The organism is Mesorhizobium sp. M1329, from assembly GCF_040318035.1.
Classification (GTDB): Bacteria; Pseudomonadota; Alphaproteobacteria; order Rhizobiales; family Rhizobiaceae; genus Mesorhizobium.
Map to the genome: position 1 here is coordinate 17,103 of NZ_JAMYLN010000022.1, position 24,773 is coordinate 41,875.

A 24,773-nucleotide genomic window follows, 5' to 3' on the forward strand; every position below is an offset into this window, starting at 1 on the left:
GACGATGCCGCATCTCATGCGATATTCTCAATTCGTCGCTAGTTTGAATACCGCGCCATAGTGATAGGGCGGCACATCAAACAGCTCTGCGAGCTTGAATCCGCTCGCTTCCACCGCCGCGGTGGTCTGTTCGGGTGACAGCCTGAGCTCGGTCTTTGGCCCGCGCGGCTCGCCCAGGACTGTGGTTTGCTCGCGCGGATACTGGTGCCAGTTCACGATGGCAAAACGACCGGCAGGGCCAAGCGTCGTCCGCAAGGCGCGGGCAAGGCGCGGCCGGTCCAGAACGCCATGGAAGGCGTTGGCCATGAAAACGAAGTCGACGGTTTGAGGCACCAGCCCTGCAAGTTCATAGGCGTCGCCCGCCACAAACTCGCAATTGCTCGCGCCGCCTTCGGCCAGTCGCCGCCTGGCGACTTCGAGCAGATCGGCATCAATGTCGATGGCGATTACATGACGGGCGACCCTGGCGATTGGCAGCGTGAACCAGCCGTCGCCGCAGCAGAGATCGACCACGTCCGTGCCGGGCTTCATACCTACTGCCGCCAGCACGCTGGCAGGCTCGGGCCACAGCGCTTCCCACCAGCCGCTGGTTGGCATTTCGGTGCCCTGGAAGAAGCCGGGAATGGTGCTGGTCATGGCCTGGTCGGCTCCATTGTCGGGATCGCGTTTGATCCGCCCCTTCGAGCTTAACGCACCCGTGACCCGCCGAGGAGCCTGAAGCTGACAATGTTCGCTAATGCATGTCGCGCAAAAGTGTGCAGCGGTCTTGTGATAACGACATGCATCAAAACAAGAAAACTAAAGCGCATCGCATGAGGTCGGTCGAACGCGACGCGCTTTAGCGAAAAAGGCCGGCGTTGTGCCGGCCTTTTTGATGGGGTTCGGGATGCCGGCTCAGCCGACGATCTCGGTGTCCGAGAACCAGTATTTGATCTCCTGCGCGGCGGTTTCAGGCGCATCGGAACCATGCACGGAATTCTCGCCGATCGACAGCGCGTGCAGCTTGCGGATGGTGCCTTCGGCGGCGCTTGCCGGATTGGTGGCGCCCATCACTTCACGGTTCTTGGCGATGGCGTTCTCGCCTTCCAGTACCTGCACGACCGTCGGGCCCGACGACATGGACTCGACCAGCTCGCCAAAGAACGGACGCTCCTTGTGAACAGCATAAAAACCTTCCGCCTCGCGGCGGCTCATCCACACCCGGCGCGAAGCGACGACGCGCAGGCCGGCATCTTCCAGTATCTTGGTGATAGCGCCGGTGAGATTGCGACGGGTCGCGTCGGGCTTGATCATGGAAAAGGTGCGTTCGAGCGCCATGGGGTCGTCCTTGTGATGGAGAGTGGAATTGAAGGTGGCGGGCTCTATACAAGCCGCCCGCCGCCTTGCCAAGGGGAGGCCGGCAGGGGATGGGAGGTCAATGGGAGCAGCACCGTCGGCGAAGCTGCCAGAGGAGGGGTTTGTCCCATGAACTCTCAAGAACTGGGTTCCTCGCCATACGAAAGTGGGGAGAGGTGGCCGCGAAACGGCCGGAGAGGGGCCTTCGTAGAGCGCAGTCCCCTCTCCGGTCTCGGCTTCGCCGAGCCACCTCTCCCCACTTTCGTGGGGCGAGGAACCCAACCTGGAATGAAGCCGCGCCCTATAGCGCGTCGTCGTCAGCCTGACCTACCGTCGTCATAACTGCATCTCGATCGTCAGGTTGGCCGTGTCGCCAGCCCCGAGGCCTTCGCGAACCCGCACCGCGGTCTTGATCCGCAAGAGCAGGCTGCCGGATTTCTTGTCGGGAAACAGCAATGTCCGCCATCTGGTCTGGCCGATGACGGCTTGGACGCCAAGCGAGCCCCAGGGTCTTGCCGCCCCCACCATCGCCGTCTTGATCCGGGCCCCAAGCTCCGGCGGCAGCGTCACGAAATGCCAGCCGCCCTTGCCCCGGATAGACCCAGATCTCGGCCTGCATGTCATAGCGGAACATTTCTGTGCCCTTCCTCAGGTCAAGGCCGTCATGACTGGCTTTGCCATGCTGCCTTGTTGGCGATACTGACGATCGGCGAACCATCGATGATTTCCACAGCCCTGCGGGGGAAAGCCATTCTTCCCTGCAAAGAGGATGGCAGCGCCGCCATTGCACTACCGCCTTGTCACGATAGACGGCCGCCGGGTTTCCCAGCCTTCCCGTTCCAGTTCCGGCACGCTGTGGTTCTCGCTCGGGTAGCCGATGCAGAAGTAACCGATCAGCGTCCACTCCGGCGGGACGTCCAGGATTGTCGCCATCTCGGCCGGATCGAGGATCGAGACCCAGCCCATGCCTATTCCTTCGGCGCGCGCAGCCAGCCACATCGTGTGGACCGCCATGACAGCCGAATAGTCTATGGTGGCTGGCATGGTCAGGCGTCCAAGCCCATGCCCTTGCTCGGTTGCGCGGTCGGCGAAAACCGCAAGCTGGCAGGGCGCCTCATTCAGGCCGGCAAGCTTCAGGCGACCATAGAGCGCGGCGCGTTCGCCGCAAAAATTTGCGAGTGCCTCCGCGTTGCAGCGCTCGAAGCATGCCCTGACGGCGGCGCGGCGTGCTTCGCTCTCGACGATGACGAAGCGCCAGGGCTGGCTCAGCCCGACGGACGGCGCGGCGCTGGCAAGCTCGAGCAGCCGCTCCAGCGCCCCTTCGGGGAGCGGCGTCGGCTTGAACCGCCTGACGTCGCGCCGCCACAGGAAAAGATTGGCGAGCCCGGCGCGAAAGTCGGCCGGGAACTCTGGGTTTGCGGTCATGGCGCGCTGCCTTTGTTATGGTTGCCCGTTCGCCGGACTTCGTCTTGTTTGCTTCGATCCGGGCAGTGATGAGGCGCCTCAAGCGACACTTCGGCTACCCGCATTGTCGCATTTCGCCGGGCGCGAATTCTAATGCATGTCGCGCCAAAGCATGTCCTCGGGCTTGACCCGGGGGTGTGCAGCGGTTTTGCGGTAACGACATGCATCAAAAAACGAACCTAAAGCGCGCCACATGAGGCCGGTCGAACGCGAGGCGCTTTAGCCGAGGCCGGACGACATCGCCGCGATCTACGCCGTTGGACCTTGATCGGCAAACAAAACCCGCCTCGGCAAGCCGGGCGGGTCGTTGGAGCCAATTAGCACCATACCCAGATTAATAGCATAGCTGCCGGCACAAAGCAAGAACAAAATGTGGCGTTGCCGATGAAACTGCCGATTTCAACTCTCGAGTGGGGCGATCGCTGCGGCCGCGACCGTGCGGCCGAGGCCGCCATGCAGATCGAGGCATCGTTCGAACCATTGCGCCACCACATCGCTGTCGTCGAGTAGCCGGTAGGGCGTGGCGATGCGCGCCCATTGCAGCGCGCCGAAAACGATGTAGTCGGCAAACAGCGGCGACGGGCCGCCGATGAAGGGCTGATAGCCAAGCATCGAGCGGAGCGGCTCCAGCGAGGCGCGGAAGCTGGCGAGCCTGGCGTCGCGGGTGGCGTATACCGCCTCCAGGCGCTTGCCGAAGCGCTGCTCGCGGTTCTGGCGGAAATAGGCGGCGTTCGCCTCGTCCTGCATGGCATGCAGGTCCAGTATCGCTGCGGTGGTGACGTAGGGATGGATGGTCAGCTGCGACCAGCGTTCGATGAAGCGCGCCGTCGCCTTGCCGCCGTCGCCGGAAAACAATGTCGGCCGCTCGGGATAGGCCTCCTCGAGATAGAGCGCGATAGCAAAGGAATCGGCGACCACCGCCTCTCCGTCGCGGATCACCGGAACGAGCTTCGAGACGCCGCCTTCCACCTTCGGCACTTCGAGAAAACGGGTCGGCACGCTGGTGATGTCGAGCCCTTTGTGGGCCAGCGCCATCACCGCCTTCCAGCAATGTGGGCTGAATGGGCGGGCGGCGTCGCGTCCGACAAGGTCGTAGAGCAGAATGGTCATTGGCGGCAGCGTCCTTGCAGTCTAACTATGCCCGAAACAGACCCGCGCGAAACAGGGTCTCGCAGGTCGAGAGAAGAATGAAACAGCATTTCAGGATGTTTGCGGCCTACAATCAATGGGCTAATGGCCGCATCTACGATGCCGCCGCCGATCTCGACGAGGAAGAGTTCGACCGCAATATCGGCGTCTTCTTCGGTTCGATGATGGGAACGCTCAACCACCTCCTGGCAGCCGACCGTATCTGGATGAAACGCTTCACCGGCGAGGGCGACGCGCCGGCAAAGCTCGACGCGATCCTGCACCGCGCGTTGCCCGGCTTGCGGCTGGCGCGCGAGGCCGAGGACAAACGGATCATCCACTGGGTAGACGGCCTGAGCGACAAGGCGCTGTCGGGCCGCTTCTCCTATATGACCGTCTCGGATATGCGCACCGTCTCGCAGCGGCTGGCGCCGGCGCTCGACCACTTCTTCAACCACCAGACCCACCACCGCGGCCAGGCGCACGCGATCCTGACCATTCTGGGCAAGCCAAGCCTCGGACTGGACCTGACGATGTTCCAGCGCAGCGAGGAGGGCAGGGCATTCGCCTGAACTTGGGATGGCTGGTGAAGCGGACGGTGGTAGAGGACGATCCGCCGAGATTGCAAAACCTACCAAAACATTTTATGGAGCGCACGGTCGTGAGGGCGGCCGCTTCAGCAGCATTCAGCAGCAACAGCGAGAATTGGCACGCATGCCCAATGAACCCTTGCGCCTCGTGGCGTTCTTCGCCGTGGTCCTGGCGCTTCTCAACTCCGGTTATTATTTCCATCAGGGCGACATCGTCGCGACCATCTATTTCATGATCGGCGCCATTCTTGTGACCGCGGTCACCCGGATGAGCATCAGAAGGCAGCTGATTTAGGACCGATCTTCTTATCCGGCCGCCATCTCGACGGCTGGTTCGCTTCGACTGCGATCGAATTGAAAGCAAAGTCTTAGGACTTCGTTTGCGCTGTTGCTTCAAGGTAGCCGGCCGAAGCAGGAGCAAAAGCATGCAGATCGATTTGTCCCCGACGAGCTGGGGCAGGGTCGTGGCGGTTACCGTCGCGGGCACGGCGGTCTGCATTGCAGCCGCGTTCTTCGTCGATTCCTTCAATTTCCCGTATTTGTCGCCGGAAGCGCTGTGGCGGGCGCAGCTCACCGACCTGCTGCTGCCGCTCGTCCTGGCCAGCTCGTTCTTCTCTTTCCTGATGTGGAAAATGCGCCAGCTGGCGATCGCGCAGAAGACACTGGCCGTCGTCGCGGCGACCGACAGCCTGACGGCGGTATTCAACCGGGGTGCGTTTTCCATGCTCGTCGAGGCCTATCTAGAACAGGCCCGCAGCCATTCCGTCGTTAATGCCGGCGCCTTGCTGATCGTCGATGCCGACCATTTCAAATCCGTCTACGACCGCCTCGGCCACGACTGCGGAGACCAGGCGCTCAAGCTGATCGCCAGGACGATCCAGGGCCAGCTACGCGGCGCCGACATCGTCGGCCGGATCGGCGGCGAGGAATTTGCGGTTTTCCTTCCCGGCGCAGATCCTTCGCAGTCCTGGCTGGTAGCGGAGACAATTCGCCGACGCGTCCGTGAGGCGGAGTTCTCGCCTGGCGGCCGGCCCTGTCCTCTCTCGGTCAGCATCGGCGGCGTGGCGTTCAGCGGGCCGACCACCTACGCCGAGATGTTCGTGGTGGCGGACAAGCACCTTTACAAGGCCAAATCGAACGGCCGCGATCAGGTCAGTTTCGAACCCGCGGCAGCGGGCGACGCGCCGGGCGGCGGCCCGATGACGGTCCATTGATGGTCGTTTCTGTCAGGCGGCGTAGCCGCCGAGGCCCCGGGCGACGGGCTTGACCGAGACTGCCGGCTGGGCGGCCGGCCAGAGAATGCCTGCCGTCACGGCGAAGGTGATCAGGGCGTCGCGTGCCGCTTCGGCCGAGATCTCGCCGGCACGTGCCGCCTCGCAGGCCTTTACCGCCGCACCATAGCTCAGCCGCCGGCGCGAAGGCGGGAACTCGGTCAGGAATTCGTGCATCTCGGAGAACGAAGCGATTGTACGCTTGTAGCCGGCGCCAACAGTTAGGGCGACCGGGGTGGAAAACGTCCTGTCGTGCATTCTGGCCTCTCGAATGGGCGGAGGTCACGGCGGACGCCGTTCTCCGGTCTGGGGGTCGGGCAGAAACGCGGATCACGGCGCGAGGTTCCATGTTGCCGGGACTGTTTTTTCGCCGGCTCCGGGAGCGGTCGCCGGGCGAGCAGCGCCAGCGGCGAGGCGGGTGCCTATTTCCACATGCCGCGCATGTGGGCGCCGAGGTCGACACGCACCTGCGGCTGGCGGCGCGGATCGTCCCTGGCCTGGACGCTGGCCCATGCCACCTGCTCGAAGGCGCCGAGGATCGAGCGCGGGATGAAGCGCGTGCGCGAGGCATAGACATGGCGGTCGCCGCGCGCCGCCTGGCCGTGCACGAAAAAGCGATGCGGCATGACCAGGTGCAGGCTATCCTTGGCGCGCGTCATCGCCACGTAGAGCAGCCGCCGCTCCTCGTCGACGTCCTCCTTGCTACCGACGCCGAGATCGATCGGGATGCAGCCGTCGACGGTGTTGAGTACGAAGACGTTCTTCCACTCCTGGCCCTTGGCCGAATGGATCGTCGACAGGATCAGATAATCCTCGTCGCGGTGCGGTGGGCCGGCCTCGTCGCTGGTCGCGTCCGGCGGATCGAGCGTCAGCTCGGTGAGGAAGCGCTCGCGCGACGCATAGCCGGAAGCGATCTGCTCGAGTTGCAGGAGATCGGCCCGGCGCGTCGTTGCATCCTCGTGGATACGTTCCAGATGCGGCTCGTACCAGAGCCTGACCTGTTCGATGTCGGCCGGCCATTTTTGCGCGCCGGTGCGCAGGCCGCTATAGAGGGCGACAAAGCCCGGCCAGTCGTCGGCGGCACGCTGCGGCGGCCGATAGCGGGCAAGCCCCATCGTCTCGTCAAGCGAATTTGCCATGGTCTCGACGATCGCATTGGCGGCCGAAGGGCCTATGCCCGGCAGAAGTTGCAGCACGCGAAAGCCGGCGACGCGGTCGCGCGGGTTTTCGGCAAAGCGCAGCACGGCGAGCACATCCTTGACGTGGGCGGCATCGAGGAATTTCAGTCCGCCGAACTTGACGAAGGGGATGTTGCGGCGCGTCAGCTCGATCTCCAGCGGGCCGCTATGGTGCGAGGCGCGAAACAGCACCGCCTGTGCTTTGAGAACGGTGCCGGCCTCGCGTTCGGTGAGTATCGCCTGGCAGACATAGCTCGCCTGCTCGGTCTCGTCGCGCACGCTCACTAGCTTCGGCTTTTCCGCAGATTTGCGCTCGGTCCAGAGATTTTTGGTGAAACGCTCCGACGCTTCGCCGATCACCGCATTGGCGGCCGCCAGGATCGTCTCGGTCGAGCGGTAGTTGCGCTCCAGCATGACGACTTCCGCCGGCTGCGCGAACTGCTTGGGAAAATCCAGGATATTGCGCACTTCCGCGGCGCGGAACGAATAGATCGACTGCGCGTCGTCGCCGACCACCGTAAGCCCCGATCCGTCGGGCTTGAGCGCCGTCAGGATCGATGCCTGCAGCCGGTTGGTGTCCTGGTATTCGTCGACCAGCACATGGTCGAAACGCGCACCCAGATGCGCGGCGATTTCCGGCTCGCCGGCCATCTGCGCCCAATAGAGTAGCAGGTCGTCGTAATCGAGCACATTCTGCGCCTGCTTGGCCTCGACATATCGGGCGAACAATTGCTTCAGCTGTTCGGCCCAGCCGGCGCACCACGGGAACACCGAACCCAGCACCTCGCCGAGCGGCGCCTGTGCGTTGACCGCACGCGAATAGATCGCAAGGCAGGTGCCCTTGGTCGGGAAGCGGGCTTCGGTCTTCGAAAACCCAAGCTCGTGGCGGGCGAGATTCATCAGGTCGGCGGAATCCTCGCGGTCGTGGATGGTGAAGGCGGGATCGAGACCGATCTCCAGCGCATAATCGCGCAGCAGCCTGGCGCCGATGCCGTGGAACGTGCCGGTCCAGCTCAGCGCATCGGTAATGACGGAGGCATCGCGCCCCAGCACCTCGCCGGCGATGCGCTCGACCCGCTTGGCCATTTCCGCTGCGGCACGGCGCGAAAATGTCATCAAAAGGATACGGCGGGGGTCGGCACCCCTGACGATCAGATGCGCGACCCGGTGCGCCAGCGTGTTGGTCTTGCCGGAGCCGGCGCCGGCAATCACCAGCAACGGCCCGGCGATCTTGCCGTCGCCATGTTCGACGGCAAGCCGCTGCTCGGCGTTGAGCTTCGCCAGATAGGCCGGCTGGAAGGACGAATCACGGGCGGCAAGGTTCATCGCCCATCAAGCATCGTTTCTGCTTTGTTCGCAACGGTTTGCGGAGCCGGAACAGGGCTCGTGAACGAAGAAGCCTGGCGGGCAGGCCTGTCGACTAACGCTCGGGCTCGACGCCCATCCTTGCCGATTGCCGCCGCAGCGCCTCGCGATCGTCCTGTGGCGGCGGCAGCAGCCGCGGATCGAAATCGTCGGGCACCTCGTCGATCACTTTCTTGGCGACGCGATAGGCGACATAGACGATTGCCCCGGCGATGAGCAGACGGATCATGCCTTCCTCCATTGATTGTGCAGCAACCGGAGACGCGGCATTTTGTTCCCCGGCTCCTTGGCGAATGCGGGAACGACACCGGCCGCGCAACCAAATTGCCGACGCCTCGTTGTCGGGCGAGAGGAGACTGCGATGAAAAAGCGCTCAATCCTGCTGCTTATGGCAGCTCTGACGGTTGCGGGTTGCGACAACAACATCCAGCCGACCAAAGCCCCCGGCGACACCGTCGAGCAGAACCCGCAGGTCGACAAGAATCCGGTGCCGAAGTCTACGACCGGCGGCGATCAGCCCGGCACGCCGCCGAAACAATGACCGCCTCAAATGGCGTCGGCGCCGGTCAAGGAGGGTGGCCGGCGCCGCTTGGGAGGAAGCTGATGGCGCCGGCCAGGCGGAGATCAGGCCCGCCGCACATCCAAGGATAGCCGAGTCTTTCCGCAGCGTCATGGTCGATAGCGTACAGACGGCACGCCCCTGTGGACAAACGTGTCGGCCACGGCAGCGTTTGTTCATCACATAGTTCGTTCTTCCCATGGAACAAACCAGGCTGCTGCGTGTTTGGATGTCGATCGGACGCTCCCAAGGCCGCCGTTCACGAAAGAACCCGCGATCCTTATCCCCCCTCAGGATCGCGGGTTCTTTTTGCGTTTGCGGGAAGTTGCGGCGCGACAGGCTGACTTGCTTGCTGCCGGTTTTCGCGCCTTATGCGGCGAGCCGGGGCTCAAGCCCTTGCGAAGCATGGTTGTCCCGTGCAAAAGCCCGGCCATGCTGATCATCAACGACCTTTCGCTCCGCATGGCCGGACGCCTGCTTCTCGACCATGCCTCACTGACCTTGCCGGCCGGCAGCAAGGCTGGCCTTGTCGGCCGCAACGGCACCGGCAAGACAACCTTGTTCAAGGCGATCACCGGCGACCTCGCCTCCGAGACCGGCTCGATCAGCCTGCCCAAAAACACGCGCATCGGCCAGGTCGCGCAGGAAGCGCCTGGCACCGAGGAGCCGCTGATCGAGATCGTGCTCAAGGCCGACCTCGAACGGAGTGCCCTGCTCGAAGAGGAAAAGACGGCGACCGACCCGCACCGCATCGCCGACATCCACATGCGGCTGGCCGATATCGACGCGCACTCGGCCGAGTCACGCGCGGCCACCATTCTCGCCGGCCTCGGCTTCGACGATGCCGCGCAGCGGCGCCCGGCCTCGTCCTTCTCCGGCGGCTGGCGCATGCGCGTCGCGCTGGCCGCAGTGCTGTTTGCCGAGCCCGATCTGCTGCTGCTCGACGAGCCGACCAACTATCTCGATCTCGAAGGCACGCTATGGCTGGAAAACTACGTGTCGAAATACCCGCATACCGTGCTGCTGATTTCGCACGACCGCGACCTGCTCAACCGCGCCGTCAATTCGATCGTCCATCTCGACCAGAAGAAGCTGACCTTCTGGCGCGGCGGCTACGACCAGTTCGAGCGCCAATACACCGAGCAGCGCGAATTGCAGGAGAAGGGCCGCGTCAAGCAGGAAGCCGCGCGCAAGCACATGGAATCCTTCGTCGAGCGCTTCCGCGCCAAGGCGTCGAAGGCGAGGCAGGCGCAGTCGCGCATCAAGGCACTGGAGAAGATGAAACCGATCGCCGCGATCGTGAACGACACGGTGCGGCCGTTCTCCTTTCCGGAGCCGGTGAAGACGGTGGCCTCGCCGATCATTGCGCTCAACAACGTCAACGTCGGCTACACCGAGGGCGAGCCGATCCTGAAGAAGATGACGCTGCGCATCGATGCCGACGATCGCATCGCGCTGCTCGGCGCCAACGGCAACGGCAAGTCGACCTTCGCCAAGCTTTTGGCCGGCCGGCTGAAGGCGGAGACCGGCAGCATGACGGTGGCGCCCGGGCTGAAGGTGGCAATCTTCGCGCAGCACCAGCTCGACGACCTCAGGCCCGACGAAAACGCCTACGAGCACGTCCGCCGGCTGATGCCGGAAGCGCCGGAATCCAAGGTGCGCGGCCGCGTCGCCCAGTTCGGCCTGACCACCGAAAAGATGAACACCGCCGCCAAAGATCTGTCCGGCGGCGAGAAGGCGCGGCTCTTGATGGGCCTGTCGGCCTTCGAGGGGCCGAACCTGTTCATCCTCGACGAGCCGACCAACCATCTCGACATCGACAGCCGTGAATCGCTCATCCATGCGCTGAACGATTTTCCCGGTGCGGTCATCCTGATCTCGCACGACCGCCATCTGCTCGAAGCGACGGCCGACCGGCTGTGGCTGGTCAAGGACGGCGCGGTCAATCCGTATGACGGCGACCTCGAGGACTACAAGACGCTGGTCACCGGCGTCTCCGGCGACCGCCGCGGCAAGCGCGAGGCGGATAAAGCCTCGAAAGCTGACCGCCGCCGCGATGCAGCCGCGCGCCGCGCCGCCTTCGAGCCGCTGGCCAAGGAAATCCGCGCTACCGAAGCGCTGATGGACCGCCTCCGCAAGCGCATCGACCTGATCGAGGACGAACTCGCCAATCCGGCCGTCTACGAAAAGGACCCCTCGACTGCCACAAGGCTGGCCAAGGAGCGCTCACAACTCGCGCAACAGCTGGCCGGCCACGAGGAAAAATGGCTGTCGATGTCGTCGGAGTACGAAGAAGGCACGGCGGAGTAGGAGAGCGTAATCTCCCCCCAGTGGGGGGAGATTGGCTCGTCATCTGGCCCTACACGCCACTATCACAACCGGCTAGTTTGCTCCCATGAATCAGCACGCCAAGCTCAAAATCGGCCATTCGGCCTGTCCGCATGATTGCCCTTCGACCTGCGCGCTCGAGGTCGAGTTGCTCGACGCCAGGCGTATCGGCCGCGTCCATGGCGCCAAGGCCAACAGCTATACGGCCGGCGTCATCTGCGCCAAGGTCGCCCGTTACGCCGATCGCATTCATCATCCCGACCGCCTGCTGAAGCCGCTGGTCCGTGCCGGCGCCAAGGGCGAGGGCGGATGGAAGGAAGCGAGCTGGGAGGCCGCACTCGACCTCATCGCCGAAAAATTCATCACGGCCGAGGCAAAATACGGCTCGGAGACGGTCTGGCCCTATTACTATGCCGGCACGATGGGGCTGGTGCAGCGCGACGGCATCGAGCGGCTCAGGCACGCCAAAAAATACTCCGGCTTCTTCGGCTCGATCTGTACCAATCTGGCCTGGACCGGCTGGATGATGGGCGCCGGCGCGCTGCGCGGCCCCGACCCGCGCGAGATGGCAAAGTCCGACTGCGTGGTGATCTGGGGCACCAATGCCGTGGTCACACAGGTCAACGTGATGACCCACGCCATCAAGGCGCGCAAGGAACGCGGCGCCAAGATCGTCGTCATCGACGTCTACGAAAATGCGACGATGAAGCAGGCCGATCTCGGCCTGGTGCTGAAGCCCGGAACCGACGGCGCGCTGGCCTGCGCGGTTATGCACGTGCTGTTCCGTGACGGCATGGCCGACCGCGCCTATCTGGAAAAATACACCGACGATCCGCATGGTCTGGAGGCGCATCTTCAAACGAGGACACCGCAATGGGCCGCCGATATCACCGGGCTTTCCGTCGACGAAATCGAGGCCTTCGCCGGTCTCGTCGGCACGACGAAGAAGACTTATTTCCGCCTCGGCTACGGTTTTTCCCGGCAGCGCAACGGTTCGGTCAACATGCATGCCGCGGCCTCGATCGCGGCGGTCACTGGCTGCTGGCAATATGAGGGCGGCGGCGCCTTCCATACCAATTCGGGCATCTTCAAGCTCAACCAGGAACTGCTCGAAGGCACGCGGATGCGCGACCCCGCGATCCGTCATCTCGACCATTCGCGCATCGGCCCGGTGCTGACCGGGGCTGAGGATGCGCTCTATGGCGGCCCGCCGGTGACGGCGCTCCTGATCCAGAACACCAATCCGGTCAATGTCGCGCCGGAGCAGCGGCTGGTAAAGCAAGGTTTTCTGCGCGACGATCTGTTTTCCTGCGTGCACGAGCAGTTCATGACCGACACCGCCAAGCTCGCCGATGTGGTGCTGCCGGCGACGATGTTTCTCGAGCATGACGACGTCTACAAGGGCGGCGGCAACCAGCACATCACCCTCGGGCCGAAGCTGATCGACCCGCCGGAAGGCCCGCGCACCAATCATTTCGTCATCGAGGAGCTCGGCAAAAGGCTCGGTCTCGCCGACCGTCCTGGCTTCGGCATGACCGAGCAGCAGCATATCGACATCATTCTGGGCAAGCGCGGGCTTGGCAGCTTTTCGAGCCTGAAAGAGCAGAAATGGGTCGATTTGCAGCCGGATTTCGAGGCCGCGCATTTCCTGGACGGCTTCGGCCATGCCGACAAGAAATTCCATTTTCGCGCCGACTGGACGGGCCAGGCGTCGCCCAATCGGCCACCTAAAAGCATGGGCCTGTTCGGGCCGGTGGCGCGCCTGCCGGACTTCCCCGATCATGTCGACCTGATCGAGGTGGCGGACGAGGCGCACCCGTTCCGGCTGACCACCTCGCCGGCGCGCAATTTCCTCAATTCGACCTTCACCGAAACGCCGGTGTCGCAGGCAAAAGAGCGCCGGCCGCAGCTGCTCTTGCATTCCGATGATGCGGCGGCACTCGGCGTCGCCGACGGCGGCCGTGTCGAGGTCGGCAATCGGCGTGGCGAGGTAGTGCTGCACGCAAAGCTGTTCGACGGCATCAAGCGCGGCGTCGTCGTCGCCGAAGGCATCTGGCCGAACAGCGCCCATGAGCGTGGCGAGGGCATCAACGTGCTGACCGGCGCCGATGCGCCGGCGCCCTATGGCGGTGCCGCCTTCCACGACAACAAGGTCTGGCTGCGCCCGGCGGATTGAGCGTCGGAACGATATCTCCATCCGGCCGTTTTCGCGTGGCGGGTGGAGGCATTGTCATGGCAGAAGTGTTGCCGGCGCCGGATCCCATCGGAAGGACACTGTCGTCCGGCGAACTCGTAACCACGATGTCGCACTTTCATCGCGCCGAGATTGCGCGCATGGCCGGGTGGCGCGACCGCCTGGACCGGACGAGCAACTGGGCGATAACGGTTGTCGCGGCGATGCTCTCAGTCTCGCTTTCGACAGCCAGCGCTCACCATGGCGTGCTGCTGTTTGCCATGCTGCTTGTCCTGCTGCTGCTGTGGATAGAGGCCCGCCGATATCGCTTCTTCGACTTCTATCGGGCTCGCGTGCGCCAGTTCGAACGGCACTATTTCGCGCAGATATTCTCGCCGCAGCCGGACTTCGCGTCCGATTGGCTGTTGATCGTCGGCGAGAGCCTGCGCGCGCCGAAATTCCTGATTTCGCAACGCGTGGCTTTGGCGCGCCGCCTGCGTCGCAATTACATCTACATGCTGCTGATTCTGCTGCTGGCCTGGATCCTCAAACTGTCGACCCCTAGTCTTCTGACCGAAGGCGTCCGCATTGGCTTCGTCGGGTCGATGCGTGAGGCCGTCACCGGTGCTGCCTTGGGTCCAATTCCGGGCGCCGTCATCGTCGTGCTGGTCGCCGTCCTCTATGCCGGCCTGCTGGTGACAGCCTTCCTGACGGAGAGCGACGACGGCGAACTCTCCTTCGGTGACGTCCACGTCTAGCAACGCAACGGCTGTCTAGCAACGCAACGCCCTGTCGCGCGTTGTTGGACACGTGCATTGGGCGATGGGGGTTTCATGGCTTGGCAGGCTCCGACACGTTCCAGCCTGACGCTGCTGGTTTGCGCGTTCGTCCCCGCAGGCGCGGTCTGGGCAGCGGAGACGCTCGTTGCCGGGACGAAGGCCTCTGGCATGGGCGGTTCGGGCGAAGGCGCTTTCGTTGCCGAGATCGTGCTTCTGCTGCTTGTCGGGCGCGGCCTGGGCGAAGTGCTGCAGCGCTATGGCCAGCCGGCAATCATGGGCCAACTGATCGGCGGCATCCTGCTCGGTCCCTCGCTGTTCGGCTGGCTGTGGCCGTCGGCCCAGCACCTGATCTTTCCCAGCGACCCCGCGCAAAAGGGCATGATAGACGCGGTCTCGCAGCTCGGCATCCTGATGCTGCTTTTGCTGACCGGCATGGAGACGGACCTGCGGCTGGTGCGCCGGGTTGGCGCGGCCTGTTTTTCCATTTCGGCTACCGGCGTCGTGGTGCCCTTCACCTTCGGTTTCGCGCTGGCGCAGTTCCTGCCGGACGCATTGCTGCCTGACCCCACGCAACGCACCGTCGCCGGGCTGTTCCTGGGCACCGCGCTGTCGATCTCGTCGGTCAAGATCGTCGCCATGGTGGTGCGCGAGATGAACTTCATGCGCCGCAACCTCGGACAGGTGATTATTTCCTCAGCAATCATCGAGGACACGATCGGCTGGCTGGTCATCGCCGTAACCTTCGGCATCGCCACCAATGGCAGGCTGCAGCTCGTACCGCTGGTGACCACCATCGCCGCCGTGGCACTGTTCATGGTGTTCTCCTTCACCATTGGCCGCCGTCTTGTCTTCACCTTGATCCGCTGGACCAACGATCAATTCCGCAGCGAGTTTGCGGTGATCACCATGATCCTCATCATCATGGGCGTGATGGCGCTGATCACCAACTTGATAGGCGTCCATACCGTGCTGGGGGCGTTCGTCGCCGGCATCCTTGTCGGTGAATCGCCCATTCTCTCCAGCCATATCGAAGGCCAGCTGCGCGGCGTCATCACCGCGCTGTTCATGCCGATCTTCTTCGGCATGGCGGGGCTTTCCGCCGATCTCACCGTGCTCGCCGATCCGACGCTTGCCATGCTGACGGGCGCTCTCGTGCTCATCGCCAGCATCGGCAAGTTTGGCGGCGCGTTCATCGGCGCCAAGCTCGCCACCATGTCGTTCAAGGAAGCAATCGCCGTCGGCAGTGCAATGAACGCGCGCGGCTCGACCGAGGTGATCGTCGCCAGCATCGGCCTGTCGATGAACATCCTGTCGCACAATCTCTTCACCATGATCGTCACCATGGCCGTGATCACCACCTTGGCCATGCCACCGATGCTGCGCTGGGCGCTCGGCCGGCTACCGGTTGGGCATGACGAGCAGCAGCGTGTCGAGCGCGAGGCGTTGGACGAATACGGCTTCATTTCCAGGCTGGAGCGGCTGCTGGTGCTGGTCGACGACAGCAGGATCGGCAAGTTCACTGCCTATCTCGCCGGACTGGTCGGCGGAGGCAGCGGCATGCCCACCACCTTGCTTCGCCTGCCCACCACCTTGCTTCAGGCGAAAGACGGCCGAGTTGACAGGCCGACCGACAGCAAGGGACAGGAGCGCGCCCTGCAGGAAATCAAGAAGGGTGCAAGAAAAAGCGCTCAGGCGGTGAAACGGATCGAAGATACGCTTGTCGACAAAGTCCATCTGACGGCCCGCACCGAATTGGAGGCCACGGGTGAGACGATCGCCGAGGAGGCTCGCAAGGGATACGGCCTGTTGCTGGTCGGCCTGGACAATGTGCTGACCGTCGACGGCGCCTTCGCGCCGGCCCTCAACGATATTGCCGCGGGATTTGACGGCCCGCTTTGCCTGGTCCTGAACGGCGGCAATGCTGCCGAAAAGATGCCGACGCTGAGGGCTGGCACCAGCATTCTCGTCCCGGTCAACGGTACCCAGGTGGCGCGTCGCGCCGCCGACTTGGCGCTGGCCCTGGCCCGTCCAAACCGGGCGCGGATCAAGGTTCTCTACGTCTCGCAAAGGGCAGCCAGGGGCCGCAGGTCGACATCGGTGTCGCATAGCCGCGAAGAGGCCGTGCTGAAAGACATCGCCGATTTGGCGGGCCGCTACGGCCTGCATATCGACACAGCGTTCCATACCCGCGTCACACCCGACAAGGCGATCACCCGGGAGGCGGCCAAAGGTGCGGCGATCGTCGTGATGGGCGTCACCCAACGTCCGGGTGAGGACCTGTTCTTCGGTGAAACCGCCGGCGCTGTTTTGGCCGCCTGCAACTGCCCCGTCGTGCTTCTGGCCAGCGCGCGGCCCAAGCATGACGCCGCTGGCGCTGAGCTGGCAGCGTGAATTTCATGGCGCATTGATCCGTCGGCAGGAATGTCGATCGAGGCTCTGAAGCGCCGATCTGGCCGAACGTAAAATAGCTCGAACCGAACGGTTTGGTTCTGTTGACGGAGCGTACAGGAATGGGTGAACGCCGGCTCCCGGAATGTTCGCGCTGCAAATCACCACTGACCCTATAACCATTTGGAAAGAAATAAGAACATTGTGGCGGAAGGAGCCGCATGTCGAATTTCAAGCGGCCAATTTGGCGCACCCGTACAAAATTTTCGTGATTGGAAACGACAGGCTTGCCGACCCATCTCGGGGGGGTCCGAGCGACGCGAATTCCTCCCAAGGCACGCCACGTGACGGACAGACCAAAGACCTACCGGAGTACCCGAAATGACCAAGATCGCTCTTACCGCCGCCGCCCTCCTTGTTGCCACCGGCACTGCTTTTGCCGGCAGCGACCACTATGGCTCGGACAACGTCAACCAGCCGGCCGCTGCTGCTGCTGCCAACGTCGACAACACGTTTACCGGCTCGATCCGCAGGCCGGTTACTTCCGAGCATACCGGTGCCAAGACGACTTCCGAGTCGGTGGCGCCTGAATCCGGCCAAGGCATCTGGGGCCGCTGATTGTCACAGCCCCAGAACACAAAGAGCGGCGGGCTTGGCCCGCTACTCTTGCTTTCGCCTATCAACGGGCGTGCGCGCCGGATCGCATCCTGCGCCAATCGAATACTTTGATTTGCAGGTTTCATCTGTAGCCATGATCTCGGTTACTGAAATCGCCCAGCAACGTGCATGTCGGAAAAAAGCCGGGTGCGTATTCGTCGGCGCGGACAGCGCTCTCATCTCGAATGCGTCGAAAGCAACGACAACTCACGAATGACCAGTACACTGGAGTACCTGAAATGACCAAGATTGCTCTTACCGTCGCCGCCGTCGTCCTCGTCGCCACGGGCAGCGCCTTTGCCGGCAGCGACCATTATGGTTCGGACGGCGTCAACCAGCCGCCCGCGCCTGTTGGCAACGCGCCTGTCGGCGCTATCGACAGCGGGTTTACCGGTTCCATCCGCAAGCCGCTGACGGCTGAGCACAACGCCGTCGACACCGAGGCGACGACCCGGTTCGGCACGGATCAACCCGTAGTGCCGCAATCTGGCCGGGGCAACTGGGGCCGATAGTTCCTCAAACCCCGGAGCACAAAGAGCGGCGGGCTCGGCCCGCCGCTCTTGTTTGTGCGAAGCCGGGTTGGCCGAAAGGTCGGCGACCCTAACGCAGATCCTTCGGCCAAATGCAGTGCGTCAGCCGGGCGCTGCCGAAGCTGAGACCGGCCCAATCGCCATCGACGTCGAAACGGGCCAGGGCCGCGGTCGGAAATTTTTCCGCCAGCTTCTTCAGCGCCGCTTCGTCCGATCCAGCCCCGGCAAGCCCGCGCGCGCACTCCTCCAACCCGGGATTGTGGCCAAGCACCAGCAGCGTTCCGGTCCCCGCCTTTACTTGCCGAACCTTGGCGAGGATGTCCGCCGCCGCTGCCTCGTAGAGCGCCTGGGCAAATTTGGCCTGCACCTTTGCCGGCAATTCCGCCGAGACCAGCCGCCACGTGTCGCGGGTGCGCAGCGCCGGCGACACCAGTGCCAGCTCCGGCAGCCAGCCGCGCCGGGCCAGTTCGCGTCCGACCAGCGGCGCTGCCTTCAGCCCGCGCCCGGACAGCGGCCGGTCGAAGTCGATGAGATCGGGATCGTCCCAACTCGACTTGGCGTGACGCAGGAGCAGCAGTTGCTTCATGGATTCAAAATAAGGCCGAAACGTCGCGTGCGCCATGCACGACGCGGACGATCCCGACCCGCTGTTCGGCCGGCCGATAAAGCACGAGATAATTGCCGATCGTCAACGTACGCACATCGGCAGCGATGTTGGGCCTCTTGGGACCGGATTCCGAGAATGTCCCCAATTGCACGACGCGCTCGGCAATAGCATCCAAAAAGCGGTCCGCGGCAAGCGGGCTATCCAAATATCGATCAGATCATCCTCTGCCGCCGGGCTGCGGACAATGCGGATGTCAGCCATTCCGCCGGTTTTTGCTAGTGTTGCCCAACCGGCTGCGGGCCTTCTGTATTATGTCCTCGATGTCGAACGGCGCAAACGGGCCGCTCTCCAGCCCTTCCGTCCAGGCTTTCCGCAACCGCTCCGCTTCGGCCTCGCGCAAGGGCTGGCGAAGCCGCCATTCGCGCAGTGCCTCGCGGATCACTTCACTTGCCGAACCGTACTGCCCGCTGGCCACCGCGCCTTTGACAATGTCCAGCAGTTCCGGGGAAAGCGCTACGCTGACTTTTTCGACTGTCGCCATCCAGCCGTCTCCTCGCAAATTCAAGAACTGACTCTTACGGCGTGATCCGCGCCAGGTGCTCGAGATCAGTCTCTTCGCGCAGCGGGTCGGGCGCGATCACTACCGACGTGGCGTTGTCGGCATCGTCGGCGAAGCGCGAAAAGACCGTGCGGCCGCCTTCCATTCGCGCCTTGCCTTCGGCGACCAGCCCCAGCGCCAGCGGATAGAGCTGGTGCTCGGCCTTGAGCACGCGCGCGGCAAGCGTATCCTCATTGTCGCCGACCATCACCGGCACGGCGGCCTGGGCGATGATCGGCCCGTCATCCATGTCGAGCGTGACGAAATGCACTGTGCAGCCATGGATGCGCATGCCCGCGCGAATGGCTCGCGCGTGCGTATCCAGCCCCTTGAAGGCAGGCAGCAGGGCAGGGTGGATATTGACCATCCGGCCCTGCCACTTCTCGACGAAACGCGCGCCGAGGATGCGCATATAGCCGGCCAGTGCGACGATCTCGGCGCCGAAGGACAAGAGGGCCGCGTCGATCGCCTCGTCATGCGCTTGCTTGCTGGCATAGTCGGAGCGCGAAATCACCCTGGTGGCGATGCCGCGTGCCGCGGCGATGCCGAGGCCGGCGGCATTGGCGCGGTCGGAGACGACGCCGACGATCTCGGCCGGATAGGCCGGGTTGCTCGCCGCCGCGATCAGCGCCGTCATATTGGAGCCGCGCCCCGAAATAAGCACTACGGTGCGTTTCCTGCTCATAGGCCGATCGAGCCCCGATAGATGACGCCGGCATTGCGGCGCGGTACGATCTGGCCGATCGGCGTCACCGTCTCGCCGCCCTCCTGCAGCACGGCGGCGACCTGCGCCGCCTGGCCGGAGGCGACGACCAGGATCATGCCGATACCGCAATTGAAGGTGCGCATCATCTCTTCCGGCGCGACGCCGCCGGTCTTGGCCAGCCACGAAAACACCGGCGGCACCTCGATGGCGCCGAGATCGAGCTCGGCCGAAAAATCCTTGGGCAGAACACGCGGGATGTTTTCGGGAAAGCCGCCGCCGGTGATATGGGCCAGCGCCTTGATGCCATGCGTGTTGCGGATCGCCTTGAGGATCGACTTGACGTAGATGTGCGTCGGCTCGAGCAGCGCCTCGGCCAGCGTCGCCTCGTCATTGAACGGCGCCGGATCGCTCCAGCCAAGGCCGCTGACGGCGACGATGCGGCGGACCAGCGAAAAGCCGTTCGAATGCAGGCCCGACGAGGCGAGGCCGAGCAGCACATCGCCCTCGACGATGTCGTCGGTCGGCAACAGCTGGCCGCGTTCGGCGGCACCAACCGCAAAGCCGGCAAGGTCGTAATCCTTGTCGTGATACATGCCTGGCATTTCCGCCGTCTCGCCGCCGATCAGCGCGCAGCCGGCCTGCCGGCAGCCTTCGGCGATGCCACCGACGATCGAAGCGCCCTGGTCGGGATCGAGCTTGCCGGTGGCGAAGTAGTCGAGGAAGAACAGCGGCTCGGCGCCTTGGACGACGATGTCGTTGACGCACATGGCGACGAGGTCGATGCCGATCGTATCGTGCTTGCCGGCGTCGATGGCGATCTTCAGCTTGGTGCCGACGCCGTCATTAGCGGCGACCAGCACGGGATCGGTGAAGCCGGCTGCCTTGAGGTCGAACAGGCCGCCGAAGCCGCCGATCTCGCCATCGGCGCCCGGTCGGCGGGTGGCGCGCACCAGCGGCTTGATCTTCTCGACCATGAGATTGCCGGCATCGATGTCGACGCCCGCTTCGGCATAGGTGAGCCCGTTCTTGCGCTTGCTCATACTCTTTCCCTGCTTTCCCGGGCTCTTCGCATGAACGGTTTCGGTCCGCAAGGATAACGGCGCTGAAACTGCCGATCTCCCCACTTGAGGGGGAGATGCCAAGCAGGGCAAAGAGGGCAGGCCAGAGGGGGGCGCTGTCCCGCCGACCTGCCGGCCGGCACCATTGCGCATCCAGATCAAACCCCAACCGGGTTTCCAGATATCAATGAGCTTGAGAGAGGCCTGCGGTAGGCTCAGCTTTACGAGGCAATGTTTCAGGTGGTCGATGGGGCGTTGATCGCAAATTGCGCGGCGAAGGCCCGGATATAAGCCGGCCGAGCTTCCCCGCGCGCTACATAGGCAGCCAAGTTTTGAAATTCGTCCAAAATGCCTGACATTCTTAGTCGCAGCAGCACCGATACCATCAACAAATCGCCCGCGCTGAACGCATTATCGAGCCAGTCGGCGACCCCCAAGTGGGCCGAGAGTTTGTCCAGCCGAGCGCGAACACGGTCCTTTACCAACGGCAAGCGCTCCTCGCTCCAAGGCTTGTCACGTTCGAATATTCTTGCCGTCGTCAATTCGAGGATCGGCGGTTCGACGGTGTTAAGTGCGGCAAACATCCACGTGATCGCACGCGCGCGGGCATTGCGGTCCTTCGGCAGCAATCCCGAATGCTGCTCAGCAAGATGAAAGACGATCGAGCCGGTCTCGAACAGCGAGAGAGAGCCTTCCTCATAGGTGGGGATCTGGCCGAAGGGATGGATGGCCAGATGGTCGGGCGCCTTCATGTCTGCGAAGGAAACAAGACGAACTTCATAAGGCTGCCCCACTTCTTCGAGCGCCCGGCGAACACGCGTATCGCGCGCCAGTCCCTTGCCGCCATCGGGCGATCGTTCAAATGCTGTGATAGTGATTGTCATCGCGTCCGTTTCCTTGCCTGGGCGAATTCTTCGGCTTCCTATGGTGAGACGAATGAGCCTCCCTGAAATCGACATTGGTCTTGAACTATTTCATTGCTGGCGCCCTCGTGGGGAGATTGGCAGCTTGTGTGTCGCTTCTCACTTGCCGTAACCCTCCATCTCCATCATGTATCGACAAACAAGAGCGACGGGATATGCGTTTGACCATCCCCAACATGATCACGATCGTGCGCTTCGTGCTTGTGCCGGCGGTGGTGCTGGCCATGCTGCAGGAACGCTGGGACTGGGCGTTTGCCGGCTTCCTCATTGCCGGCATTTCCGACGGCGTCGACGGCTTCATCGCCCGCCATTTCAATCAGTTTTCCAGGCTCGGCGCCTATCTCGATCCGATGGCCGACAAGCTGCTGCTGGTCTCGGTTTTCGTGGTCCTGGGCTTCAGCGGCGAACTGCCGCTGTGGCTGGTCGTTACCATGGTGTCGCGCGACGCACTGATCGTCTGCGCCGTGCTTTTGTCCACCGTCATGGCGCATCCCGTCGAGATGAAGCCGCTCCTGGTGTCGAAGGCCAACACCGCGATCCAGATCGTGCTGGCGGCAGTGGTGTTGGGCGAACTCGCCTTCGACATCCGTCTCGATCCGCTGAGGCCGGCCCTCATATTGCTGTCCGGGGTCTTGACCGTGGCTTCGGCCGCGGCCTATCTCGTGGCTTGGCTGAGGCATATGAGCGGCTATGGCGAAGGCTCCACACCCGGCACCTGAACGCGGGGCACGTGAACGCGGGGCACCTAAACGCGGGGCACCTGAACACCGGGCACCTGACGAACGGTCCATCGACGCCGAGGCCGAAGCCGCGGCGGCGGAGGCTTCGGCATCGGCGTCGTTTCGACGGCAGATCCGCTTCTGGCTGGTCAGCGCCATCATCCTTGCCGTCTTCCTCTATGTCTTCAGCGGCATCCTTCTGCCCTTCGTCGCCGGCATGGTGCTCGCCTATTTCCTCGATCCTGTCGCCGACCGGCTGGAGCGGCTCGGCCTGTCCAGGCTGATGGCGACGGTGGTCATCCTCATCGCCTTCATCGTCGTCCTGGTGCTGGCCGTCGTCATCCTGGTTCCGGTGCTCGCCTCGCAGATGGCCGATTTCGCCAGCAAGCTGCCAGACTATCTGACCCGGCTGCAGGGCCTGATCACCAGCTTCGACCCGAAATGGCTGGAAGAAAAATTCGGCGTCGACGCCAATGGCCTGCGCGAGGGCCTGAACTCGCTGCTGACCTCCGGCTTCGGCCTCCTGACCACCGTCTTCACCTCGATCTGGAGCTCCGGCGTGGCGCTGGTCTCGGTCGTCAGCCTGTTCGTGGTGACGCCGGTCGTCGCCTTCTACATGCTGCTCGACTGGGACCGCATGGTGGCAATCGTCGACAGCTGGGTGCCGCGCGACTACGTCAGGACCGTCAGGACGATCGCCAGGGACATCAACACGGCTACCGCCGGCTTCGTGCGCGGCCAGGGCACGCTGTGCCTGGTGCTCGGCGCCATGTATGCCACCGGCCTGACGCTGACCGGACTGAATTTCGGCATCCTCATCGGCCTGTTCGCCGGGTTGATCTCCTTCATCCCGTATGTCGGCTCGCTGACCGGCCTGGTGCTGGCCGTCGGCGTCGCCTTCGTCCAGTTCTGGCCGGACTGGACCATGATCGCGGCGGTGGCCGGCGTGTTCTTCGTCGGCCAGTTCATCGAGGGCAACATCCTGCAGCCCAGGCTGGTCGGCAAAAGCGTCGGCCTGCATCCGGTGTGGCTGATGTTTGCGCTGTTTGCCTTCGGCGCGCTGTTCGGCTTCGTCGGCCTGCTGATTGCCGTGCCGGCTTCCGCCGCCGTTGCCGTTCTGGTGCGTTTCGCCATCGCGCGCTACCTCGAATCGCCGCTCTACAAGGGCCATTCCGACGAGCCGGTGCCGCCGCTGCAGGTGCGGCGCCGCGGGGGCGCGCGCGGTTGAGCCATATGCCGGACAAGATCGATCCGCCGCGTCAATTGCCGCTCGATCTAGGCCACGGCACCGGCTATTCGCGCGACGAACTCGTCGTGTCCAGCACCAACAGCCAGGCGGCGGCGCTTGTCGACCGCTGGCCGGACTGGCCGTCGCCGGTCGTCGTGCTGGCCGGGCCGGCCGGCTCGGGGAAAACCCACCTGGCCTCGATCTGGCGGACCCGCGCCGGTGCGGTGAAAGTGGAGGCGGGCCGCATCGGCGACTGCATCGAAAATCTCGGCGCGCGCCCGGCCCTGATCGACGATGTCGATGCCGGCCCGGTCGACGAACATGGCCTGTTCCACCTGATCAATGCGGTGCGCGGCGCCGGCTCGACCTTGCTGTTGACGGCGCGCCGCTTTCCCTCCGCCTGGGGCGTCAGGCTGCCCGACCTGGCGTCGCGGCTCAAGGCCGCGGCGACCGTCGAGATCCACGAGCCCGACGATCTTCTGCTGGCCGGCGTCATCACAAAGCTGTTCGCCGATCGACAGGTCGAGGTCGAGCCGCATGTCGTGCAATATCTGGTGCGCCGCATCGAGCGCTCGCTAGCCACTGCCATGCGGGTAGTCGAACGGCTCGACCGTACCGCGCTCGAGCGCAAGACGCCGATCACGCGGGCGCTCGCCGCCGAGACCGTCAGCGCCATGGACGAAGGGCAGGGCGAGTTCGAGATTTAGGGGACGGCATACAAAATGGCATCTGAATTCAGTTCATACGACATCATTGATCCGTTTCTGATGGCGTGGGCAAAACGGTACGGAATACGAGTCGCCACTAAATATCGCGACGATGATGTCCGTTCTATCTGGGTTTACGACAAGAATGGTAATAGTCGCGCTCAGATGTGGCTCGATTTGCCAGACGTCCACGGCAACGTAACCATTGTGGCGTCGGAGCTGGATCCTAAAAGTGCCACAAAATGGGGTGCCCGAGAGGAGCGCCACGCATCTCCAGAAATGCTGCAAGGTGCGCTTGAAGAACTACGGCTAATAGTCTTTGACTGGGCTGGGGAAGGTGCGTTCACGTAGTCCCACTCGATGGCCTGGTGTCCCATTTCGGGAAACCAGTGCTGGCATCTGTCTTGCAACGTCAGCCTTGCCGGCTAACCCCGGTCCTGATTGCGTATCAAATCAGGTTGTAGGCTCGCCGGGAGTTGAGG

General features: G+C 63.6%; 29 protein-coding genes. 14 read left to right on the forward strand and 15 right to left on the reverse strand.

Annotation, left to right across the window (positions count from 1 at the left end):
* Positions 1-27: 27 nt before the first annotated feature.
* The 6 genes from NKH21_RS21195 to NKH21_RS21220 form a co-directional block, all read right to left on the reverse strand.
* Positions 28-636 (reverse strand): class I SAM-dependent methyltransferase, encoded by a 609-nt coding sequence (locus NKH21_RS21195; protein ID WP_352867311.1) that lies wholly within the window; start codon positions 634-636, stop codon positions 28-30.
* 258 nt (positions 637-894) lie between these two features.
* Positions 895-1,317, reverse strand: a complete 423-nt coding sequence (ndk, locus tag NKH21_RS21200) for a nucleoside-diphosphate kinase (RefSeq protein ID WP_023677669.1) — start codon at positions 1,315-1,317, stop codon at positions 895-897.
* A 354-nt stretch (positions 1,318-1,671) separates the two neighbouring features.
* Entirely contained in the window at positions 1,672-1,959 is a 288-nt protein-coding gene (locus NKH21_RS21205) for a DUF1905 domain-containing protein (RefSeq protein ID WP_352867314.1), read from the reverse strand.
* Between the two features lie 38 nt (positions 1,960-1,997).
* Positions 1,998-2,120 (reverse strand): hypothetical protein, encoded by a 123-nt coding sequence (locus NKH21_RS21210; protein ID WP_352493224.1) that lies wholly within the window; start codon positions 2,118-2,120, stop codon positions 1,998-2,000.
* Positions 2,121-2,124: 4 nt separating this feature from the next.
* Positions 2,125-2,760: a 5,6-dimethylbenzimidazole synthase gene (gene bluB / locus NKH21_RS21215; protein WP_352867317.1), complete on the reverse strand. Its 636-nt coding sequence runs from the start codon at positions 2,758-2,760 to the stop codon at positions 2,125-2,127.
* Between the two features lie 438 nt (positions 2,761-3,198).
* Complete coding sequence (locus tag NKH21_RS21220) at positions 3,199-3,909, reverse strand: glutathione S-transferase family protein (RefSeq protein WP_352867319.1); 711 nt, start codon at positions 3,907-3,909, stop codon at positions 3,199-3,201.
* A 77-nt stretch (positions 3,910-3,986) separates the two neighbouring features.
* Between NKH21_RS21220 and NKH21_RS21225 the strand changes: the two genes are divergently transcribed.
* The 3 genes from NKH21_RS21225 to NKH21_RS21235 all read left to right on the forward strand — a co-directional run bounded on the left by NKH21_RS21225 (position 3,987) and on the right by NKH21_RS21235 (position 5,731).
* Positions 3,987-4,499 carry a DinB family protein gene (locus NKH21_RS21225; RefSeq protein ID WP_352670262.1) on the forward strand — a complete coding sequence of 171 codons (513 nt, stop codon included), beginning with the start codon at positions 3,987-3,989 and terminating at the stop codon, positions 4,497-4,499.
* Between the two features lie 7 nt (positions 4,500-4,506).
* Positions 4,507-4,812: a hypothetical protein gene (locus NKH21_RS21230; RefSeq protein ID WP_352867321.1), complete on the forward strand. Its 306-nt coding sequence runs from the start codon at positions 4,507-4,509 to the stop codon at positions 4,810-4,812.
* 130 nt (positions 4,813-4,942) lie between these two features.
* On the forward strand, positions 4,943-5,731 hold the full coding sequence (locus NKH21_RS21235) for a GGDEF domain-containing protein (protein ID WP_352867323.1): 789 nt from the start codon (positions 4,943-4,945) through the stop codon (positions 5,729-5,731).
* 12 nt (positions 5,732-5,743) lie between these two features.
* On the opposite strand, the gene NKH21_RS21240 is transcribed toward NKH21_RS21235, so the two are convergent.
* The 3 genes from NKH21_RS21240 to NKH21_RS21250 form a co-directional block, all read right to left on the reverse strand.
* The gene (locus NKH21_RS21240) at positions 5,744-6,046 is read right to left on the reverse strand and encodes a DUF982 domain-containing protein (protein WP_352452964.1); all 303 of its coding nucleotides are present in this window, start codon (positions 6,044-6,046) and stop codon (positions 5,744-5,746) included.
* Positions 6,047-6,210: 164 nt separating this feature from the next.
* Entirely contained in the window at positions 6,211-8,292 is a 2,082-nt protein-coding gene (locus tag NKH21_RS21245) for an ATP-dependent helicase (RefSeq protein ID WP_352867326.1), read from the reverse strand.
* 94 nt (positions 8,293-8,386) lie between these two features.
* The gene (locus tag NKH21_RS21250; RefSeq protein WP_352867328.1) at positions 8,387-8,560 is read right to left on the reverse strand and encodes a hypothetical protein; all 174 of its coding nucleotides are present in this window, start codon (positions 8,558-8,560) and stop codon (positions 8,387-8,389) included.
* Between the two features lie 132 nt (positions 8,561-8,692).
* On the opposite strand from NKH21_RS21250, the gene NKH21_RS21255 reads away from it, so the two are divergent.
* From NKH21_RS21255 to NKH21_RS21285, 7 genes are all read left to right on the forward strand, one after another.
* Positions 8,693-8,872, forward strand: a complete 180-nt coding sequence (locus NKH21_RS21255; protein WP_254820275.1) for a hypothetical protein — start codon at positions 8,693-8,695, stop codon at positions 8,870-8,872.
* 450 nt (positions 8,873-9,322) lie between these two features.
* Entirely contained in the window at positions 9,323-11,200 is a 1,878-nt protein-coding gene (locus tag NKH21_RS21260) for an ABC-F family ATP-binding cassette domain-containing protein (RefSeq protein ID WP_352867330.1), read from the forward strand.
* Between the two features lie 85 nt (positions 11,201-11,285).
* The gene (locus tag NKH21_RS21265; protein ID WP_352867332.1) at positions 11,286-13,394 is read left to right on the forward strand and encodes a molybdopterin-containing oxidoreductase family protein; all 2,109 of its coding nucleotides are present in this window, start codon (positions 11,286-11,288) and stop codon (positions 13,392-13,394) included.
* Between the two features lie 56 nt (positions 13,395-13,450).
* Complete coding sequence (locus tag NKH21_RS21270; RefSeq protein ID WP_352492634.1) at positions 13,451-14,149, forward strand: DUF2270 domain-containing protein; 699 nt, start codon at positions 13,451-13,453, stop codon at positions 14,147-14,149.
* 189 nt (positions 14,150-14,338) lie between these two features.
* Positions 14,339-16,561 carry a cation:proton antiporter domain-containing protein gene (locus tag NKH21_RS21275; protein WP_502911904.1) on the forward strand — a complete coding sequence of 741 codons (2,223 nt, stop codon included), beginning with the start codon at positions 14,339-14,341 and terminating at the stop codon, positions 16,559-16,561.
* A 378-nt stretch (positions 16,562-16,939) separates the two neighbouring features.
* Positions 16,940-17,176, forward strand: coding sequence for a DUF680 domain-containing protein (locus NKH21_RS21280; protein WP_352670228.1), 237 nt, complete (start codon positions 16,940-16,942; stop codon positions 17,174-17,176).
* A gap of 278 nt (positions 17,177-17,454) precedes the next feature.
* Positions 17,455-17,727, forward strand: a complete 273-nt coding sequence (locus NKH21_RS21285) for a DUF680 domain-containing protein (RefSeq protein WP_352867336.1) — start codon at positions 17,455-17,457, stop codon at positions 17,725-17,727.
* An 88-nt stretch (positions 17,728-17,815) separates the two neighbouring features.
* On the opposite strand, the gene NKH21_RS21290 is transcribed toward NKH21_RS21285, so the two are convergent.
* From NKH21_RS21290 to NKH21_RS21315, 6 genes are all read right to left on the reverse strand, one after another.
* Positions 17,816-18,331 (reverse strand): SixA phosphatase family protein, encoded by a 516-nt coding sequence (locus NKH21_RS21290; RefSeq protein ID WP_352867339.1) that lies wholly within the window; start codon positions 18,329-18,331, stop codon positions 17,816-17,818.
* A 4-nt stretch (positions 18,332-18,335) separates the two neighbouring features.
* On the reverse strand, positions 18,336-18,527 hold the full coding sequence (locus NKH21_RS21295; protein WP_352867341.1) for a type II toxin-antitoxin system RelE/ParE family toxin: 192 nt from the start codon (positions 18,525-18,527) through the stop codon (positions 18,336-18,338).
* Between the two features lie 78 nt (positions 18,528-18,605).
* Positions 18,606-18,893, reverse strand: a complete 288-nt coding sequence (locus NKH21_RS21300) for a type II toxin-antitoxin system ParD family antitoxin (RefSeq protein WP_352867343.1) — start codon at positions 18,891-18,893, stop codon at positions 18,606-18,608.
* A 34-nt stretch (positions 18,894-18,927) separates the two neighbouring features.
* Positions 18,928-19,635, reverse strand: a complete 708-nt coding sequence (gene purN / locus NKH21_RS21305; protein ID WP_352867346.1) for a phosphoribosylglycinamide formyltransferase — start codon at positions 19,633-19,635, stop codon at positions 18,928-18,930.
* Complete coding sequence (purM, locus tag NKH21_RS21310) at positions 19,632-20,696, reverse strand: phosphoribosylformylglycinamidine cyclo-ligase (RefSeq protein ID WP_352867349.1); 1,065 nt, start codon at positions 20,694-20,696, stop codon at positions 19,632-19,634. Before purM ends, purN begins: the two co-directional genes overlap by 4 nt.
* Before the next feature lie 254 nt (positions 20,697-20,950).
* Complete coding sequence (locus NKH21_RS21315) at positions 20,951-21,598, reverse strand: glutathione S-transferase family protein (RefSeq protein WP_352867351.1); 648 nt, start codon at positions 21,596-21,598, stop codon at positions 20,951-20,953.
* A gap of 200 nt (positions 21,599-21,798) precedes the next feature.
* Between NKH21_RS21315 and NKH21_RS21320 the strand changes: the two genes are divergently transcribed.
* The 4 genes from NKH21_RS21320 to NKH21_RS21335 are packed head-to-tail and all read left to right on the forward strand — an operon-like array spanning position 21,799 to position 24,642.
* The gene (locus NKH21_RS21320) at positions 21,799-22,356 is read left to right on the forward strand and encodes a CDP-alcohol phosphatidyltransferase family protein (RefSeq protein ID WP_352867480.1); all 558 of its coding nucleotides are present in this window, start codon (positions 21,799-21,801) and stop codon (positions 22,354-22,356) included.
* Positions 22,328-23,584: an AI-2E family transporter gene (locus NKH21_RS21325; protein WP_352867354.1), complete on the forward strand. Its 1,257-nt coding sequence runs from the start codon at positions 22,328-22,330 to the stop codon at positions 23,582-23,584. Before NKH21_RS21320 ends, NKH21_RS21325 begins: the two co-directional genes overlap by 29 nt.
* A gap of 5 nt (positions 23,585-23,589) precedes the next feature.
* Positions 23,590-24,291 carry a DnaA regulatory inactivator HdaA gene (gene hdaA, locus NKH21_RS21330; protein WP_352670194.1) on the forward strand — a complete coding sequence of 234 codons (702 nt, stop codon included), beginning with the start codon at positions 23,590-23,592 and terminating at the stop codon, positions 24,289-24,291.
* A 15-nt stretch (positions 24,292-24,306) separates the two neighbouring features.
* Entirely contained in the window at positions 24,307-24,642 is a 336-nt protein-coding gene (locus tag NKH21_RS21335) for a hypothetical protein (RefSeq protein ID WP_352867357.1), read from the forward strand.
* Positions 24,643-24,773 lie beyond the last annotated feature (131 nt).